The sequence below is a fragment of the Paraburkholderia sp. PAMB 6770 genome (genome assembly GCF_057748135.1).
Window position 1 is genome coordinate 930,538 of record NZ_CM173238.1, and the last position, 16,266, is coordinate 946,803.

Below are 16,266 nucleotides of genomic sequence, written 5' to 3' on the forward strand. Positions count from 1 at the left end.
TATCAGTTTGATGGTCTACAAAGGATGAGCATGCTTTATCGTGGTCAAAATCGTAGCGGTCACAATCAAAACAACGGCGTTGTCTATCCTAAAGGTAGCAGCCCGACTGTGGTGCCTCGTTTCGATGGTTCATGGGTTGCCGATGGGAAGTTTACCTACGGAGATTCGGAAAATAACGCCGTGCGTGCACATCACATCGACACGGGAAAATGGAATGGATGCTTCATTTCGACCACGCGAAACTACGAGGTCGCCCGTTATTTCGCGACGGCTGACAACACATGCGATGGTGTGATTTATCACATTGATGAGACACTGTTCGATAGGTACGGGGTCGTGGCCAAAGAACTTTCCGATCTCCTATACAGCGAAGAGACCGAGGTGTCTGTCCGGTCCGAAGACTGTGGACCACTCCCTCCCGAGGTCATCGTCCGGATTGATGCTGTTTCACCAGTCTAGTGTCCTGAGTTAGAAATTCATTGCTTTATTTGCGTTGTGTACTAACCTGGAGCAAGGTTCGCAGATAAGCGAGGCAACGATGAGAGGAAGACCGAAGGAGCCACTGGTTCTGAGTGGGTCGGAGCGCGAACAGCTCATCGCGCTGACGATGCGACGCAAGACAGCACAGGCGCTTGCGCTGCGAGCGCGTATTGTGCTGGCTTGCGCCGAGGGCATCGACAACAAGACGGTCGCGACAAGACAACGTGTCACCTCGCATACGGTTTCGAAGTGGCGTTCGCGATTCATCAGTCACCGTGTGGACGGGTTGCTCGATGCACCGCGCCCAGGCGCACCGAGGACGATCGGGGACGCGCAGGTGGATGCGCTCGTCGCACGCACGCTCGAATCCGTACCCACGGGCGCGACTCACTGGAGCACGCGAACAATGGCCCGCGAGATGGCAATGTCGCAAACAGCCGTTTCGCGGATCTGGCGTGCCTTCGGATTGCAGCCGCATCGGCAAGAGACCTTCAAGCTCTCCACTGATCCGTTTTTCGTCGACAAGGTGCGCGATATCGTCGGGCTGTATCTGGACCCGCCGCTCAAGGCCATGGTGTTGTGCGTCGACGAGAAGAGCCAGATTCAGGCGCTGGACCGCACGCAGCCTATTCTGCCGCTGGCCCCGGGAATTCCTGAGCGACGTACGCACGACTATATGCGTCACGGCACGACCACGCTGTTCGCGGCGCTGGACATCTCCACGGGCGAAGTTATTGGCGAGCTGCATCGGCGTCATCGCAGCAGTGAATTCCTGCAGTTCCTGCGCACCATCGAGGCCAACGTGCCACCCCAACTGGACGTCCATCTGGTGATGGATAACTACGGCACGCACAAGACCTCCTCGATTAATACCTGGCTGGCTCGCCATCCGCGTTTCCATGTGCATTTCACTCCCACCTCTGCATCGTGGATTAACCAGGTCGAACGATGGTTTGCCACGCTCAGCGAGACATACATCCGCCGTGGCACTCATCGCTCCACCCGACAACTCGAACAGGCGATTCGCCAATACATCCAGATCAACAACACCGACCCGAGGCCTTTTAACTGGACCAAGTCAGCCGACGACATCCTCGCCAGCGTCAAGCGATTTTGTCTACGAATTTCTAACTCGGGACACTAGTTGGAGCCTACAGAAACGTCGGCCCCGCTTCGTACTGGGCAAGGGGAATTCCCCAGTATGAGGCGGGCGTCACACCTAGCCGCCGTCGATCATCGAGTAGTTCAGCAAACGACAAACGACAGCAATCGGCTCTCGTCAATGTTTTGATCCGCACTCGTGATGCTCAATGCCCACGGGCGGGCTTGCATGGCGTTCCCCGCAGATTTCAGCGTTCATGCGGTGTAAAGTTGACCCGGGCTACCACTGATCCGAGCGTGGGCATCGTGAACGCTCTGGCGGCATGGAGTCTCTCCACAGCATCTATCGCAGCACTTGTACAGGTGCGATTTTAGCCGCCGCAGGGTCGTCCGTAACCGTTGTGTCAGCGTGTAAAATTATTTGTAGCGTGCTCGACGCAGGAAGCTACTGCATCGGAAATAGAGTCATTAAAATAAGTAGGCTGTGGTGTATGCAGTCTGAACGATAGCGAGGGGATTGGACGTGTACAGGCTTGATCAGGCGAAGGAAAGGCGAGGATGTCGTTGATGCTGACGCTAGCGGCGGTGCGCGGCAATCTTCGCCATGGTTCTCAGCGGGTGATCGCTAACGAGAGCGACCTCGTTAGCAAGCCCGCAAATCCTATGGCGCAGTCATGCCAAATGGCAGCGATTCTTGTTGACGCCAACAATAGCGCCCCTGTGACTCTTGCCGGCGCGCTGGAGGGCGCGTCGGTGTCCTGTGTCAGCGCGCCGCTTCCCTTTCTATCTGGTGAGCCGGCGTGCTGACCCCCGCCGATATCATCGCTGGAGCGCGCATCGCGGCTCATCCGGGGATCTATGTCCTTGGATTCTACGACACGCGCATCACCTTCTATTCGCAGCAGGTTCGTGGGCTCGAATTGTCCCATGCGTTGCAGCACGAGCACTTGCTTCCTGCTAACGCTCGGGTGGCGGTGGTCGGCGGCGGTGCCGCAGGAATCACGGTAGCTGCCGGTCTCGCGCTACAAGGCGGGACGGACGTCCATTTGTTCGAAAGGGCTCATCACTTGCTGCCACTGCAAGGTGACTCGCAACAACGGCGTCTGGATCCGCATATCTACGACTGGCCAAATCCGGATGCCGATCATGAACTCGCTCAGCTACCCATCCTCGACTGGCGGTCGGGACCTGCCATCAATGTGCGCGATGCCGTGCTTCACGAATTCAGCGAGGTCCGAGCAGCGACCGGAGGGCGCCTCACAGTCAGGGAGCGGCACGCAGTCACAGCCGTCACGCCGGATGCAGGCCGCTTCACCGTGACCTTCGAGCGGGAAGCGGCGGGAGGTGCGCGTCAGACAGCGAGCCAAGAGTTTGACATCGTCCTGCTCGCAATAGGCTTTGGAATTGAGCCCCGCTTCTCAATCCCCAACACGGAAACGGCTAGTTACTGGCACGACGCCGGGGTCCCTGGGGCGGATATTGATGGCAATCCGCGGCCAGCATTCCTCATCAGTGGCAATGGCGATGGAGGATTGATTGACCTGATCGCCTCTGCCAGCGCCACTTTCCGACACGATGACATCGTTCGCGGCATCGCGCAACGCGCTGGCGTTCAAGCCTTGCGAGATGCGTTGTTGGGAATCGACGATCAAGCCCTCGAGGCCGAAGCAAGGGGACAAGGGTTTGATTTTGTCGCGGCCTATGACCACGCCATTGGTAACCAAGTTGAAGCTCTTGGGTTGGTCGATGGTATGCAGGATCGGTTGCGACCGGGTGTCCAGCTCTTCCTCCAAACCCGTGAGCCGGAGCTTCTGTCGATCAGAACGGCACGATTGAACCGGCTCGCCGTCTATTTGCTGACTAGGGCCTGCGCGCGTCCAATCGCGGAGAGCTTCACACATCTCGTTTGCGATGATGTAGTCCAAATACCTTCGCAGCCCGGCGATAGGCATGGCTCGCGACGCTTTGAATGCGGTCCGGTGAACATTGTCGCCGATTGGGTGATTGCGCGGCGAGGACCTGGCCGGGAAACGGTTCGTCAGCCCTTCGCGGACGTGCTAGCAGGATATGCAGCCGAGCATGAGGCGTGGGTTCAACGCTTCCCCATCGATAGCATCGCGCCAGAGCTGAATCCGACGACTTACGCCCATTTCGCACAGCTCTCTGCTCGAGCCAAGCTGCCTCCGCCACGCTACCGGCTAGAGGCCCTGATCGCTGCAATGCCACGCAGCGGTAAGTTGTGGCTAGCTGGAGGCGGGGCGAGATGGAGCGGTGATGTGACACTTGCGGACGTGGCGACACTATGGTCCGATAACAGTCCCCAGTTTGACCTCGCCGTGACCGATGCCCCTGGGCAGCTGGGATCGGACCTCGCGCACGCTGTGGCGCGTTTGGTGATCCATGCGTCGCGGACCGACCTTCACGTTGACGTCGCTCGCTGGCAGCCGTTCGTAGCCGCCCTGTCGAGTGAATCGCCGAGCGCGGGTGGGCTACAGCCGCCGAACCTCAGGGCACTCGGTGGCCACCCATCGATTTTGAATCCGGTAACGATGCCGCCGGATGATCTCGCGACTGTGATCAATCGAGCGCTCGATCAGTGGTTGCTCGATGCCGTGCATCTGCGCTTAACACGCTACATCGGACAAGGAGAGGATCCGGGGCGGGCCGTATCATTTGTGGCCGCAGCAGATCTTCGACAGCAAATGGCCCCGATCTGGCAGAGCTGGGTCCAGCAATTTCGCGGCGATCCCGCATTGCTGACGCGTTTTCTTGGATTGGCGGTCTGTGCTAAAGATGAGGCGGCGGCGACCCGCGAAGCGTCGGTGCTCGCCGGTCGCCTCCTACTGCCGCCGCTTGTTCGGGCGTGTGCGGTGGCGCTCGCGGTAGCAACGGCCTGGCAGGTCACAGCGCCACGCGGCGCCCATCCGGGCAATCTCGTCCGCGACGCCAATGGAACTGGCCGGACAGGCCATGCCTGCGCGGCAAGCTATATCGACAGCGAAGATATGGCCATAGTCGCGCTGCGTCACGCATGGACGACGGAATTCGTCCTGCTACCGATGCAGTCGGTTCCACCGACGTTGATTGCGGACGCGAATAGGTCGCTAGGGAATTCCGACACCGGCACACCGTTACTCGGGCGGCTAGGTGCCGACGGAAAGCTCATGCTGACGGTCGACTCTCAATTCCGCGCGGCTGCCTCAACCAGCGCAGCGGCGCTCAGCGCCCTGCTGTCAAGAATCGAGGAAGCGCACTTCGCCCGCTTGAGAGCTGAAATCGAGGAAGAAGGAGATCTAACATTATGAGCGACACTGCCTCGTCGTCCCCAGCCCAGGAAAGTCTGGACGCCGGTGAGCGTCTGCTTGGTGGACTCGCAGCCGAACTCGACCTTGCCGTCGAGACAAGGCCCTTCTATGCCGGCCATATTTTTGCCGGTGCGAGCGACGCGCAGTCGGCTCGACTCGAGCCGAGCGATCTGCCAAATCATGTGCGCGGCCTGCAGATCGGCCGCTATGCGGTGCTTTTGACGTTGCTCCCTGAGGCACCTAACGAAGAGGGGATAAACGAAGTTTTGCGGCGCGTGCGCAATCAGTGTGTTGTCGCTAGATCCTATTTGAGTTCGGCAGGCGCGCTCGACCTGCACGTGATTGTGCTGGGTCCGCGCGGCAGCGAGGGTGTCGACAGATGGAAAGCCCTAGCGCTGATTGTTGAACGGGACGAGCGTGTGGCGCGCAAGCTCGTGTGGTTGCGCCCGCGAGACGCGAGCGCCGACGAGCAAAGCTTCGTCGATTTCGCCAAGCGAAGCTTCCTTGCCCGGCCGTGGGTCACGGGCGCGGTCTTCTCGATGGCGCCCCTCGACAACGTGAGCCGTGCAGCTGTCTTCCATGAAGTCCCACGGGACACTGCGGGAGAATGGCTTCGTCTTGCAAGCGAACCCGGCATCGACTCTGATTCCCTCGTCGACCAATTGGTTGCCTCTTGGCAGCGACGGAGCGCAACGTGACCAACACCTTTCTACGCGAAGTTCATCTAAGAGACTTCCGGACGTTCGGTGAATTTACGCTGGCCGTACCGCCGGGGCCCGGCCTTACACTGCTTGTCGGAACCAACGGCCTCGGAAAAAGCAGCTTCTTCGATGGGATCGAATGGTGTCTGACCGGTAACATTAGACGCTTCCAGGACTATATCGGGCGCCTAAAGGAAAGCGATTACCTCACGCGTCGCGACGCCGAGGCGGGAGCGCATCGAGTAAGCTTGACCTTTTCGGAGGGCGAGTCGTTGGTGCGAACTTTGCGTGAGCACCCTGCGACCGGCGCGTTGCTCAGTTTGCTAAAGGACCCCGAATGGACAGCGATCAACGACATTGGCGCCTATCTCGGTTTTACCCATTTTCTAGGCCAAGCTTCGCAGCAGCGCTTTACCAGCCGAGCCCAATCCGATCAGTGGCAAGCGCTAAAAGGCCCAAGCGGGATCGATCGACTCGAGTCAATCCGAACCGCGCTGCGGGGGCGAGCGACCACTCTCGCCTTTGGCCGGCGAGCGGAACGCGAAGAGAGCGCGATCAATACTGCTATTCGGGCGCTCGAGGAATGGCAGGGATATATCGCCAGACTGGCTGGACTCCGGGCGCGCGGGGTCGCGGCGGGTGCGGAGAATGAGGCAGCGCTCGAGGCACGACTTTCGAACATCGAGGGGGTACTGTCGGCAGGCGAGCACACGTCGGAAGATTTTACGGAACGGCTGTCCGTCGCACGGGCAACCATTGATGCGGAGCAGCAGCAGATCGCACGCAACCGTGCGGTTCTTGACACCCTTCGCGTTATCGTCGCGCGGTTCAGCGAGGTGTCCGCAGTGCTAGGTCGGAATGGCGCTCGCCTTGACGCCGCCGATGGTGCCATTGCTACGGCAACGACCCATGTAAGCGAGGCTATGCTCGCCGCGACGAACGCGGAATCGGCGGCGGCTGCACAAGCTGAGACCCTCGCACGCATCGAAGCGGAGCATCGCGAACGCGTTCGCGTACGAACCGCAATCGCCGAGTTCGACACACTCGACGCTGAGCGGCGGGCAGCGCAAGCCGACGAGGCAGTGTTGAAAGCCGAGCGTGACATTTGCCAGGCGGATGTCACGAGCGCGCAAAGCGTGCTATTGCGAGCGCATGAGGCGCAAGCGACGCTCAGCCGGCTGGACGGTGAGCAAGCAACGCTCCAGCTCTGGTCAACGCGCGCTGTTGCATTGCAGGCTAAAGAGTCAGCCTCCCAGATTCAGCGTAAGGCTGCCGCTGCCGCCAGCGCTGCTGCCGATCATGCCCGCAACCAGTTGAGCGCGCTTCAGCGCGCCTTCGACGATGCCCGCACAGTCGAAGCAAACGCGGATGCAAGGCTGGCGGCGCGGCGGCGCGATGCGTCGCAACTCGCCGAGCTCCTGTCTGGGCTCGCTGCGCACATCAATCATGACGACACCCAATGCCCAGTTTGCGCGAACAGTTTCCCCCTGGGAGAACTTCAAACACGCGCGCGCAATGCGGTAGCCGCTCAGGATGCCCAACTCGCCGATGATGTTCGAGAGCTGGACGCATTGCGTGATCGCACGAAGGCCGTTGCTCAGGCGCTCGCCCAGGCGCGATCGTTGATCTCCGCTGAGGTCGAGGCTACCGCGGCCGCGATCGCGGCCGAAAAAGTAACTGCGAGCGAGCGCGCCGCTATCGCGGAGGGGTTCGGGGTAGGTCCCGAAAGCGACCTCGGAACGCTGATTGCTGAACGATTGAGTGAGGTTACCCGCGCGCGCGCGGCGCATATCCGAGATGCCGGCGGCAGTACGACCGATGTCAGCTCTGCTCAAGCGCGCGTCGATGCGCTGGCTGCGACGCTGGCGTCGTTGGACGAGCGGCGTGCGACGGCGGTACAAAGGCGCACCCGGTGCGAGACGGTGTTACGCGCGATCGAGGAGAGCTTGGAGGGCCACCCGAAGCCGTGGAGCACCGAAGCCGCCGACGCTGCCATCGAAACGCAGCGAAAGCTGCTTGAGGATGCACGCACGAGCCTAGACGAACTTACCGTCAAGCGGGTCGCAACCGCCAACTCCGAAACCGTGGCACGCGAGCGGCTTGCCGCAGCCAAAGCCGAACGTGAGCGGATCGCTTCGGCAATCAGCGATGCTGAAGCGGGGCGTGCGGCGGCGGTCGATGATTGGCTGCAGGTCGGCATGGACGGTGAACCATCGTCGCAGGCGATTGAGACTAGGGAGGCGGCACTAGGTGATCGCGCCAGCGCCCTTGCGGTGCAATTTGAAGGCATCAATGCGCTGTCGCGGAGCTATGAATCATTTCTCGCGCAGGATGAGCTGCGCGCGCTGCTCGCTAAGATGGACCAGCAAGGCGGGGAAGGGGCCGCGGAGAATCCTGCCATTTACGCGCAACAACTTCAGGGGCAATTGGAGGCGGCGCGCGCGGCACTCCGGTTAACCACAGCCACTCGGGAGGCGGTGGTCGCCTATGGCGACCAACTAAAGGCGGAAGCTGAGAGTTTTTCAACCCAGTTCCTGCTGCCGCTCAACGACCTGATCGATGGGTTCAATCGAGCGCTGCTGAGCGCGCCGGGCGCGACCGTGCAGTTCAGTGCCGAGCATACCGTCGAACGCACTTCCCTCGCGATGCAACTGCGGTATGTGGATGCCGTCGATAATGCCCAGTATCGGACCACGTTGCCGCCGCAACTAGTGCTGAGCGAAGGACAAATGGCCGCGAATGGTTTCAGCATCCTGTGCGCTGCCAGTACCGCCTATCCATGGTCGCGCTGGCGGGCCCTATTACTCGATGACCCACTCCAGCACAACGACATCATTCATACTGCGGCCTTTGTCGATGTCATGCGTAACCTCGTCGAGCTTGAAGGCTATCAGCTCATCATGTCGAGCCATAAGAGAGACGAGGGCGAGTTTATAGCGCGTAAGTTCGACGCGGCGGGACTGCCGTGTACTGTCGTCGAACTCGTTGGGGCGTCCAAGGATGGCGTACGAGTCGCGCCGCCGCGGCATAATGCGGCGGCGCGCCACCTACTTGCTCGGCCCGAGGCGCGGCTGGCGTGAGCCCGGAAGTGCGCGTAATTCCATCGGGCTGGTTAACGCATAGTTGCGTCGAGCTGTCCGTCCAGAGCGATTAGGCAACTAGGATTGGTATTGGTGCCTGCGAGCGGGAAGAGCGATTCTTGGCGATAGGCCCTCTGAGCGGCACCGTCTTATTGCGTCTAGACACATGCCTACTGAGATTGGCCGCGTTGAAAATCCGGCACCAATGGGCTTCGAGATACCGTCTTGGATCACGGTCATCATCCGCTTCGAATCAATCAGCAAGGTACCTCGCCTTTTGCCACCAAGGTAATGACGCTCACGGAACTGCCTTGATTCTGTCGAAAAGTCCATTCAGAGAAAGCACGGGTGTATTCGATAGGCCGTTGTTCTTCCAGCTGTCACGTCCGCCCCAATGTTCGATGGCCTTGGCGACAGGGTCTGCGTCTATTGCGACACCTTGATCGAACCAATAGCTGAGAAGCTCGGTGGCAGCCTCAACGGTATGTTCATCGCTGGAACACAGGCATGCCAGTGTCATGTTCATGAGCGAAGTCGACGGCAGGGACTGAAGATCGCAAAGCGCTTTGAAAATGCTGCTGAGATCCCCCGAGGCGTTCTCGCTGAGGCGCTGCAATAGCATCGGTTGTGTTTCCTCGAAATGGTGGCACTTAATCAGATGAATGACATAACGTAAGGAATCACCTGTCGCCTTGCGCAATATTTCGCCAAGCTCATTCAGCTCCATGGGAAGGTACTGAAAAAGACTCGCAGCCAGCCAGTTTATCCACGCAGAGGGATGAAGAAGGCCGCGCATGACTTCGACACGGTTGATCGGTATGTTTGGGGCTTTCTCCCAGGTAGGTGGATCTATGTCCACCGTCGGCAGAAAAGTGAAGATCGAATCAATCGAATTCGTGTCCAGCCGATCCACCAAATCCCTGGCCTCCTCTGCCAGAGCATGTAGGTCAAGCGGAATCAGTTGCGCGACCGCCTTGATCGTCGATTGCACCGCAGGCTCATCGTGAATGTACTCCCAGGACGAAATGTCGCTGGCAGGTTTTTTCCAAAACCCGGATGAATGTATTAGACCTGAAAACTGAAGGAACGCATGATGGCGACTTTGCCCAATGTCATTTGTAGAGCGGCCGCTTGCGAAAGCCTTGGCGATTGATCGAAACGCACCAGCGTTAACTTCCGTCCAACTAGGGCCCGCGTAGGTCAGAGTGACGGGTGATGCGCCTCTTTCATGGTCCAGCATAGGCAACGGTAACTCTTCAATTCCTCTGGATCTCAGAATGTCGTTGACCTTAAACTTGAATCCTACGGTTAGTAGTTTTTTGTCCGAGAGTTCATGCTCGGCGAAAGATCTGGCCGAATTATCTGGCTGCGCTTTCAATGCCGCCAAGGCGACGAGCTGCAACAGATCAAGATCGCATCGATCCTCTTTATTTATAATATCTCGAGTTTTGTTTATCTCTACATGTTGAAGCAATTCTACGAAAACCGCCGACAGCGTCGTAGCGTCATAGTGAGACGATTCACACCGGACGGCAGTGGCCCACGCTACGAGCTTGATTGCTGGATTGGTTGCGGCAAGCTTTGACACAGCCAGCGATTCCGCAAGGTGACCTGCCCTTGCGCCAACGTCCGCAAGCGCAAGACCTACGCTGAACTTATCGCTCGCCCCATCCTCAACGGCTTTGAATGATTGTCGTATCAGCTCCTGTGCAGACGATTCGGAAACGGTAATATTTTTATTTCCAAGCATCAGAAGCGCGGGTTGTAATTGGCCTGGCCGCCCTGCGGCATGCCGACTTAAGTACACCTCGATCAAGTCTTCAACCAAGCCCAGCCCGACCGCGAAGTTCAAGACCTCTTGCTTCTCAGGATGGTCGATCGCATCCTCGATCAACTTCAAATTAAGGCGATTGCTAAGCAAAAAACGCGAGGCGACAAATTCGCAAAACGTTTTATGTATAAAGGTCAGTAGTGCTGTACCTTGGTGGAAAACCTTCTCGACCAGACCTACGCTTTCCCAGTGAGCTATCGCGAGTCGAACGTCTTTTTTCAGTGCCAGCGGTGTAGCCCCCATAAGAGGCGCCAGCATCGTGGCTGTACGATTGATCAATTCACTGAATGCTATCAACGGACTGCTGATCAGGACCCAGCCAATGATATCGAGAACAGTCTCGAAAAGATCAGCCTGTTCCGGGGGGGTATCGGCCGGCAACTTCTCAAACAGGCTGATGAGCTCAGTGTAAAGTCCTAGGCGCGTAGTCGGCAGAGCGCGACGCATGCAAATCAGTGATGCGGACATGCCAAGGAGCTGTGGGCTGATCGAAATGGCATCGCTAGGCGAAATCTTTCCAGACCGATGCTGGGATAAATCGGCAGCGCTTGAAAGCGAAGGTTCGCTGATCAACACAGATCTCACCAGTTTTTGGAGATTGTTCGCTCCCTGCTCCTTGCGGGGAGGTAAGAGGTTGTAATGAGTCCAGTGCGACAATTCTGCAGTTTCGTAGCCGATGGGTCTGGTCGTCACAACTATTCGCACGCCAGGATGACCCACGGCATACTTATTGATCTGTTCCGCTACCTTGTGGTGAGCGCTGCCGCATTCGTCCAGCCCGTCTGCCAATATGACCCAATTCAGACCCGTTGCGCTTCGGATCTGATGAGGTAATACCTTGGCCCCATCGAGCGCTCGAGTCAGGAGCAGTTCTGAGAAAGATGCTCCCAGTTGCATAGCGGCAGCAATCGGCTTTAGTGCAACGCGTAGCACCACCGCCCACGATCTTCGATCAGAAGCACGGCCTGCCGATAAAGACAATTCCACGCCGCATCAGCATCTTCTTCTCGCGCGCAAACGCGACGCAATATGTCCTTTGCGGCATTAATACTGGTGTCCTCCGCGCTCAGGGCGTGGACCACCCGGATACGCATACAACGGCATACCGTCTGGGCTGGGATATTGGCTTTACTCAGTTGTCGAGCCCAGTCGGCACCGATATCCGAAAGATGGTCGGTTCTGCCTTGTCCAAGGCGCTTGATGTCTTTGGCCAGTTCCTCGCAAATGGTTTTGCTCGAATCTGAGGCAACCGCCAAAACCCCGTACGGTAAATGACCGTTATGAATTGCGTCTGAGATACGCCGCAAAGCTGCCCACAGGTTTGAGCCACGCGCTAGCCCCTTCTTCGCCTGGACCTCAATACTGACGTTGTCCTCAAGCTCGACACACAGATCATCGCCTGGCCCCTCGCTTTCTGCCCATACGGCGACCGGCTTGTCGTTGCACACACCTTCGAACCAGTTCAAGGCAGTACCGCTAAGAATATGTATTCCGACGATGGTTGTTATGGCTGCCTGAAAATTGATCCCGCCGCCAACAGCCGTTCCGCCACCTGTTTTTTTATCGCTAGGAGCTTGCGCTGTCTTTGCACTACTTTGCTTGACTGTCATTTCCGATCTGCTATCCGTTGTGATCGGCACGTGGTCGCACGCTTAAGGCGCATCCGTACATGCCTGGGTCAGGCCAAATTATGTCTGGACGACTTCTTGTCCGAGGTTGAAGAGATGCGCGTGCCGACGAAGCTCGAATAATCACCTTGCTTTCCGCCAGCCCAGATCGACATCTGCCTTCCCGCCGTATGCGCTTGCAAAGGCCGATCGACGTGGGTGAAGAACTGGCGCAGTAGTTATTTTTAGCGCTCCGTCAACGCGGTGACGTCACCATCTTTATGGTTCTGACTGCCAGAAAATCGTTCGCGATACCCAGGCAGGCAAGTGCAGTCGCGCGACCGCTCTGTGCCTATGAGTGCAATGACTTCATCCGCGCTTTCCGAGGGAATCCGCATGCGGCCGTCGCGTAGGGCGTGATATAGCGCGTCTACGGCATATTGGACACCAAGTGTGGCGATGACCGTCGGATGCCGAAGGAGGTCTAGCGACCAGTGCGGCACTAACGCTGGCAGCAGTGTGCCGGCGCGTGTTCGCCCTCTTCGTTCATCAATAACAGGTCGAAGTTGCCTGGAGGCAGCGATGGCAATCGTCGCGGCCTCACCATCATCCAACGACGGAGATGCCGAAGTAAGTTCGTGGAAAATCAGATACTCAGTGTCGGTTAGACCGACGACAGTAACGATTCGATCTGCCACAAGCGCCTGCAGAAAGGCGTACTCGCCATTTTTACGGCTTCTCTCATGTTCCAATTCTCCCGCGACGATTTCGGGAACGAGAATGTCGTTTGGGATCGCCGAGAGGATTCGTTCACCATATTTGCACGCGTGAAGGTTAATCAGTACGCTGGTGTCGAGAACCCATTGGTTCACGATATCAATCCGGGAGCTTGAGTAGTTCATCCGTGTCCCTTTCCTCAAGCTCGATTTGGTCGATAATGCCGCGTACTTCCACTCGGCCCAACTTCAGTAACTCCGCCAATTGTCCTTCGGACATTAATTCGCGCTTCCAGGCGGCATGTGCCATCAGGCTCAGGCGGTGGGAGATGGGACGGTCGACATCGCTTTTCGCCGGATCTCGGCGTTCAGTCATTTCGCCGAGAACCTCCCGAGCGTGCTCATCGGTGATGCCGCCATTGTTCTCGAACCAGACCCAGGTACCTTTCTTGGCAAGCTCTAATTCCTCGAGCCGGAGGCAGCACGCCTGTCGCGATATGTTGTACTGTTGGGCGAGGAGAATTATTAGACGCCGGGTCGTCTTGCCAGTGATTTGCTTCAATTGGCGGAAGCTTTCCGAGAAACTCTTGGCCGGCGTCAGGAAAGCACGACCAAAAGCGTTGGCATAGCGCTCGTCGCGTGACAGGAATTTCTCATCCTCTTCGAGCACCTCCGGAGTCTGACGCGTGCCATAGAAGTGGCCGAGCTCATGCGCCGCGGACTGGATGCGCCGCGGTAGCGGATGACTAGCGTTGAGAAGAATGCAGGCACCAATGCTTTCATCGTAGCTGAAGAGGCCCGCAATCTTCGAGTTGGAAGCAAGGCGACGCTGATACAGGCGTATGCCAAGATCCAGCTCGATTACCGAGAAAATGTCGGCAATCGGTCCAGGGCCAAGACCAAGCCAGTCGCGCAATTCCTTGGCATGCTTTTCGGCAAGTGCCGTGACGTCGCCCTCATTGAGGCCGCGCTCCGGCGGGTAATTTCGTCGACGCTGGATGCCCAGTATATTCTCCATTTCAACATCCGCTTTAATCAAGTCGTTGAATAGCCGGATAGCATCAGCGGTTTGCGCGTCTTCTGTCTCACGCAATTTTCGAAAACGAGGCAATAAGTCGACGTGAACGGCTTCCCGGCGGAGCAGGGCGTTCACTGATACGCCGTAGTGGCGGCCGAGCAACTGGATTTCCTGAATACGAACGCGGCGTACGCCCTTCTCGATGGACACGAGAGTAGGGCGGGAAACGCCAATGATTTGGGCTGCATCCTCTTGCCGAATGGCTGCGTTCTCTCGTGCTATTCGCAGGCGGCGTCCAATTTCCTGTGAGGTCAGCTCATTCAGATCAGCCATAGCGTCCTCCATCCATCCAGTTGTTCAGGAAGCTTTGTTGCCCTTGAGTGGACAGAAATGCTCGCCATTCGCTGGCATGTGATGCCAACATCAACTTCAGTTTTTTCAAAGTTTCCTCATAGGTTTCCCCGGTCGCGATCGCGATTTGCGAGGCGTACGCGCGAAGACCGTCATCGGGTTGACCGGCCATGTCTGCAAGATGCTGCAGATGGCGCACACCGACGCTTCCATATTCGACCATGATGTCTCTATCGGCCTTCCGAGGAATAACCGATAAAGCATCCTCGACATCGGAGGCGGCGAGGTCGCACACAACATAGGTGTCGCGCGCCTCGCTGACGCCAGCGGCATGTAGACTCAAGCGCCTCAGCAAGCAGGCAGCACACAGGCCGCACTGCTTCTTCTCACCTACATTGACGACACGGCGCGTTTGCCAGCAGGATCGAGTGTTCGTCAGATGTTTTTTAGACTTTCCGGGTATCCGCAAGAATGCGCTTAATGTCTGGCCTTTCGTGAACCAGAGGCGCGGTTGTTCAAAGCTGACCTGATAGTGTTGCAATGCTCTTATGAACTGCTCCATCTTTCGAAAGAACGTCGGATGGTTGCGATAGTCAGGATAAACGTTATACAGCGGAAGCAGTACTGGCCCAAGCGCTCCCTGTCCGCTCTCTGGAACAACAATTCGAGTCACGTTTGAAAGTTGCGCGGCAATCGCTGTTACCGCTGCGAATTGAAATCCGCGTGAGCGGAAGCTACTCTCGTTGCTACGGTATTCCTTGGTCTCGAAGGGAATCTGCGTGAAGTAGCTATCGCCGTCTTTGGGACGCTGGTAATTTCCGGCAACTCGGATACAAAGGGCTTCGTCCCTTGCGCCACTCAAGGCCGATACTGCGCGCGAGTCCAAACCATTGCTGTAGGCAACAGCAAAGGTCTTGGTCATACCGAAGTCCAATGGTATCTGTCGCGAGCCGATAGGCGAGGGCGCCTTCGTTTTCACAAAGCTGAATTGCCAGTTGTCGCCGGTCAGATGGTTCAAGACGCCCTGGAGGCTGTTCAGAACGTCCGGCTGCTGCCAGTTCTTGGGGTCGGCAACGGGAAGAGTCACATGCAAGATGCGCCTCCAACTCAGTGGCCGCTTCCAGCGACGATCAGCGAACTCCACGGCGGCACAAAGAACCAGCATCTCGTAGTGAATTGGCTTGCACCCCTCGACGTCAAAGCTATCGAGAGCTGACGGATCAAAGCAGATGTGCTGGCCGATTTCCGCAATTTCGGCATCCTTCGGGACGGCGCGACCGCGCTTCTGCCCATTCTCGAGAACAACCAGGCGCTTTTCCGATCTACCCGGTTTTTTGATGCTAGTGCTCATTCTTCGGGACCCTCATCTACGCCGCTTTTCTTATGGAGCGCTTCGCCAAATGCGCGCTTGTTGCCGGAGGCCAAAGCAGCGCAGAGCTCGTCGGGTTTGATGGCAGAAAAGGTTTCATGGTTTCGCTCAAGCCCCTTGCGATAATCCTCGCGCTTCATGTCCCCAAGATCGCGGGCGCGGATGCAGTGTTCGTCGAGTCGATTCTTGGTGGTGCCAATCCATTCTATTGCCGTGTTCCCCAACGCTTGATCAAGTGCTTTGTCCGGTGATATCTGATCCCTTAGATTGGCGATCAAATGCCTGCTCAGAGACTCAGACAGAAACGATCTGGGATGGCGATCAAAGATCGTCTCAATTGCTGCCACAGGGTCCAGGTCCATTTGGGGGCGCTGGGCATGCGCACTGAGTTCGCCGAAAAGGGGATGAAAGGTCTTCATGTCTACGTCGCGAATCATGCTGTGGCACGCCTGCGCCATGCGCTCTTCAGCGCTCGCGGCGTCGCTAACCAGCTTTTGGCCGTATACCTTCCAACGACTAGTTAATGCGACATTTCTGAATGGTCCGTCAGACATAGCGCCCTCCCATGTCAGCAATGTACGATAAAGAATCTGACAATGTCAATACATTGATGAAAAATTCTGACATTCGGGTCAGAGGCTGCGGCAAACGCTGGCAATCGGCCGCAAAGGCGGGGGGGGGGGGGCCTCGCCGCGTCAGTACAACCG

12 protein-coding genes are annotated in these 16,266 nt (G+C 57.6%); 6 read left to right on the forward strand and 6 right to left on the reverse strand.

Annotated elements, in window-relative coordinates; translation table 11 throughout:
- The first annotated feature begins 30 nt into the window (after window positions 1–30).
- From AC3AP7_RS04385 to AC3AP7_RS04410, 6 genes are all read left to right on the forward strand, one after another.
- The gene (locus AC3AP7_RS04385; protein ID WP_475765200.1) at window positions 31–459 is read left to right on the forward strand and encodes a hypothetical protein; all 429 of its coding nucleotides are present in this window, start codon (window positions 31–33) and stop codon (window positions 457–459) included.
- Window positions 460–538: 79 nt separating this feature from the next.
- Window positions 539–1,624, forward strand: coding sequence for an IS630 family transposase (locus AC3AP7_RS04390; RefSeq protein ID WP_475765198.1), 1,086 nt, complete (start codon window positions 539–541; stop codon window positions 1,622–1,624).
- 515 nt (window positions 1,625–2,139) lie between these two features.
- A complete protein-coding gene (locus AC3AP7_RS04395) occupies window positions 2,140–2,388 on the forward strand; it encodes a hypothetical protein (RefSeq protein WP_475765196.1) in 249 nt (82 codons plus the stop codon).
- Window positions 2,382–4,886, forward strand: a complete 2,505-nt coding sequence (locus AC3AP7_RS04400) for an ABC-three component system protein (protein ID WP_475765194.1) — start codon at window positions 2,382–2,384, stop codon at window positions 4,884–4,886. The genes AC3AP7_RS04395 and AC3AP7_RS04400 overlap by 7 nt, the downstream gene beginning before the upstream one ends.
- Window positions 4,883–5,584, forward strand: coding sequence for an ABC-three component system middle component 1 (locus tag AC3AP7_RS04405; protein ID WP_475765192.1), 702 nt, complete (start codon window positions 4,883–4,885; stop codon window positions 5,582–5,584). The genes AC3AP7_RS04400 and AC3AP7_RS04405 overlap by 4 nt, the downstream gene beginning before the upstream one ends.
- The gene (locus AC3AP7_RS04410) at window positions 5,581–8,667 is read left to right on the forward strand and encodes an AAA family ATPase (RefSeq protein ID WP_475765191.1); all 3,087 of its coding nucleotides are present in this window, start codon (window positions 5,581–5,583) and stop codon (window positions 8,665–8,667) included. Before AC3AP7_RS04405 ends, AC3AP7_RS04410 begins: the two co-directional genes overlap by 4 nt.
- A gap of 298 nt (window positions 8,668–8,965) precedes the next feature.
- Here the strand turns inward: AC3AP7_RS04410 and AC3AP7_RS04415 are convergent, their stop codons facing one another.
- From AC3AP7_RS04415 to AC3AP7_RS04440, 6 genes are all read right to left on the reverse strand, one after another.
- On the reverse strand, window positions 8,966–11,395 hold the full coding sequence (locus tag AC3AP7_RS04415; protein WP_475765189.1) for an NACHT domain-containing protein: 2,430 nt from the start codon (window positions 11,393–11,395) through the stop codon (window positions 8,966–8,968).
- Between the two features lie 17 nt (window positions 11,396–11,412).
- Window positions 11,413–12,108, reverse strand: coding sequence for a hypothetical protein (locus tag AC3AP7_RS04420; protein ID WP_475765187.1), 696 nt, complete (start codon window positions 12,106–12,108; stop codon window positions 11,413–11,415).
- A 242-nt stretch (window positions 12,109–12,350) separates the two neighbouring features.
- Entirely contained in the window at window positions 12,351–13,007 is a 657-nt protein-coding gene (locus AC3AP7_RS04425; RefSeq protein ID WP_475765186.1) for a PIN domain-containing protein, read from the reverse strand.
- A complete protein-coding gene (locus tag AC3AP7_RS04430) occupies window positions 12,982–14,172 on the reverse strand; it encodes an ImmA/IrrE family metallo-endopeptidase (protein WP_475765185.1) in 1,191 nt (396 codons plus the stop codon). The genes AC3AP7_RS04425 and AC3AP7_RS04430 overlap by 26 nt, the downstream gene beginning before the upstream one ends.
- Window positions 14,165–15,541, reverse strand: a complete 1,377-nt coding sequence (locus tag AC3AP7_RS04435) for a 7-cyano-7-deazaguanine synthase (RefSeq protein ID WP_475765183.1) — start codon at window positions 15,539–15,541, stop codon at window positions 14,165–14,167. The genes AC3AP7_RS04430 and AC3AP7_RS04435 overlap by 8 nt, the downstream gene beginning before the upstream one ends.
- On the reverse strand, window positions 15,538–16,113 hold the full coding sequence (locus tag AC3AP7_RS04440; RefSeq protein WP_475765181.1) for a hypothetical protein: 576 nt from the start codon (window positions 16,111–16,113) through the stop codon (window positions 15,538–15,540). Before AC3AP7_RS04440 ends, AC3AP7_RS04435 begins: the two co-directional genes overlap by 4 nt.
- Window positions 16,114–16,266: the final 153 nt, after the last annotated feature.

What these genes read in the sequence shown, in the direction of transcription:
- AC3AP7_RS04405 (WP_475765192.1), top strand. Translation starts at nt 4,883, where the DNA reads ATGAGCGACACTGCCTCGTCGTCCCCAGCCCAGGAAAGTCTGGACGCC.
- AC3AP7_RS04385 (WP_475765200.1), top strand. Translation starts at nt 31, where the DNA reads ATGCTTTATCGTGGTCAAAATCGTAGCGGTCACAATCAAAACAACGGC.
- AC3AP7_RS04420 (WP_475765187.1), bottom strand. Translation starts at nt 12,108, where the DNA reads ATGACAGTCAAGCAAAGTAGTGCAAAGACAGCGCAAGCTCCTAGCGAT.
- AC3AP7_RS04430 (WP_475765185.1), bottom strand. Translation starts at nt 14,172, where the DNA reads ATGGCTGATCTGAATGAGCTGACCTCACAGGAAATTGGACGCCGCCTG.
- AC3AP7_RS04440 (WP_475765181.1), bottom strand. Translation starts at nt 16,113, where the DNA reads ATGTCTGACGGACCATTCAGAAATGTCGCATTAACTAGTCGTTGGAAG.
- AC3AP7_RS04415 (WP_475765189.1), bottom strand. Translation starts at nt 11,395, where the DNA reads ATGCAACTGGGAGCATCTTTCTCAGAACTGCTCCTGACTCGAGCGCTC.
- AC3AP7_RS04390 (WP_475765198.1), top strand. Translation starts at nt 539, where the DNA reads ATGAGAGGAAGACCGAAGGAGCCACTGGTTCTGAGTGGGTCGGAGCGC.
- AC3AP7_RS04425 (WP_475765186.1), bottom strand. Translation starts at nt 13,007, where the DNA reads ATGAACTACTCAAGCTCCCGGATTGATATCGTGAACCAATGGGTTCTC.
- AC3AP7_RS04435 (WP_475765183.1), bottom strand. Translation starts at nt 15,541, where the DNA reads ATGAGCACTAGCATCAAAAAACCGGGTAGATCGGAAAAGCGCCTGGTT.
- AC3AP7_RS04395 (WP_475765196.1), top strand. Translation starts at nt 2,140, where the DNA reads ATGTCGTTGATGCTGACGCTAGCGGCGGTGCGCGGCAATCTTCGCCAT.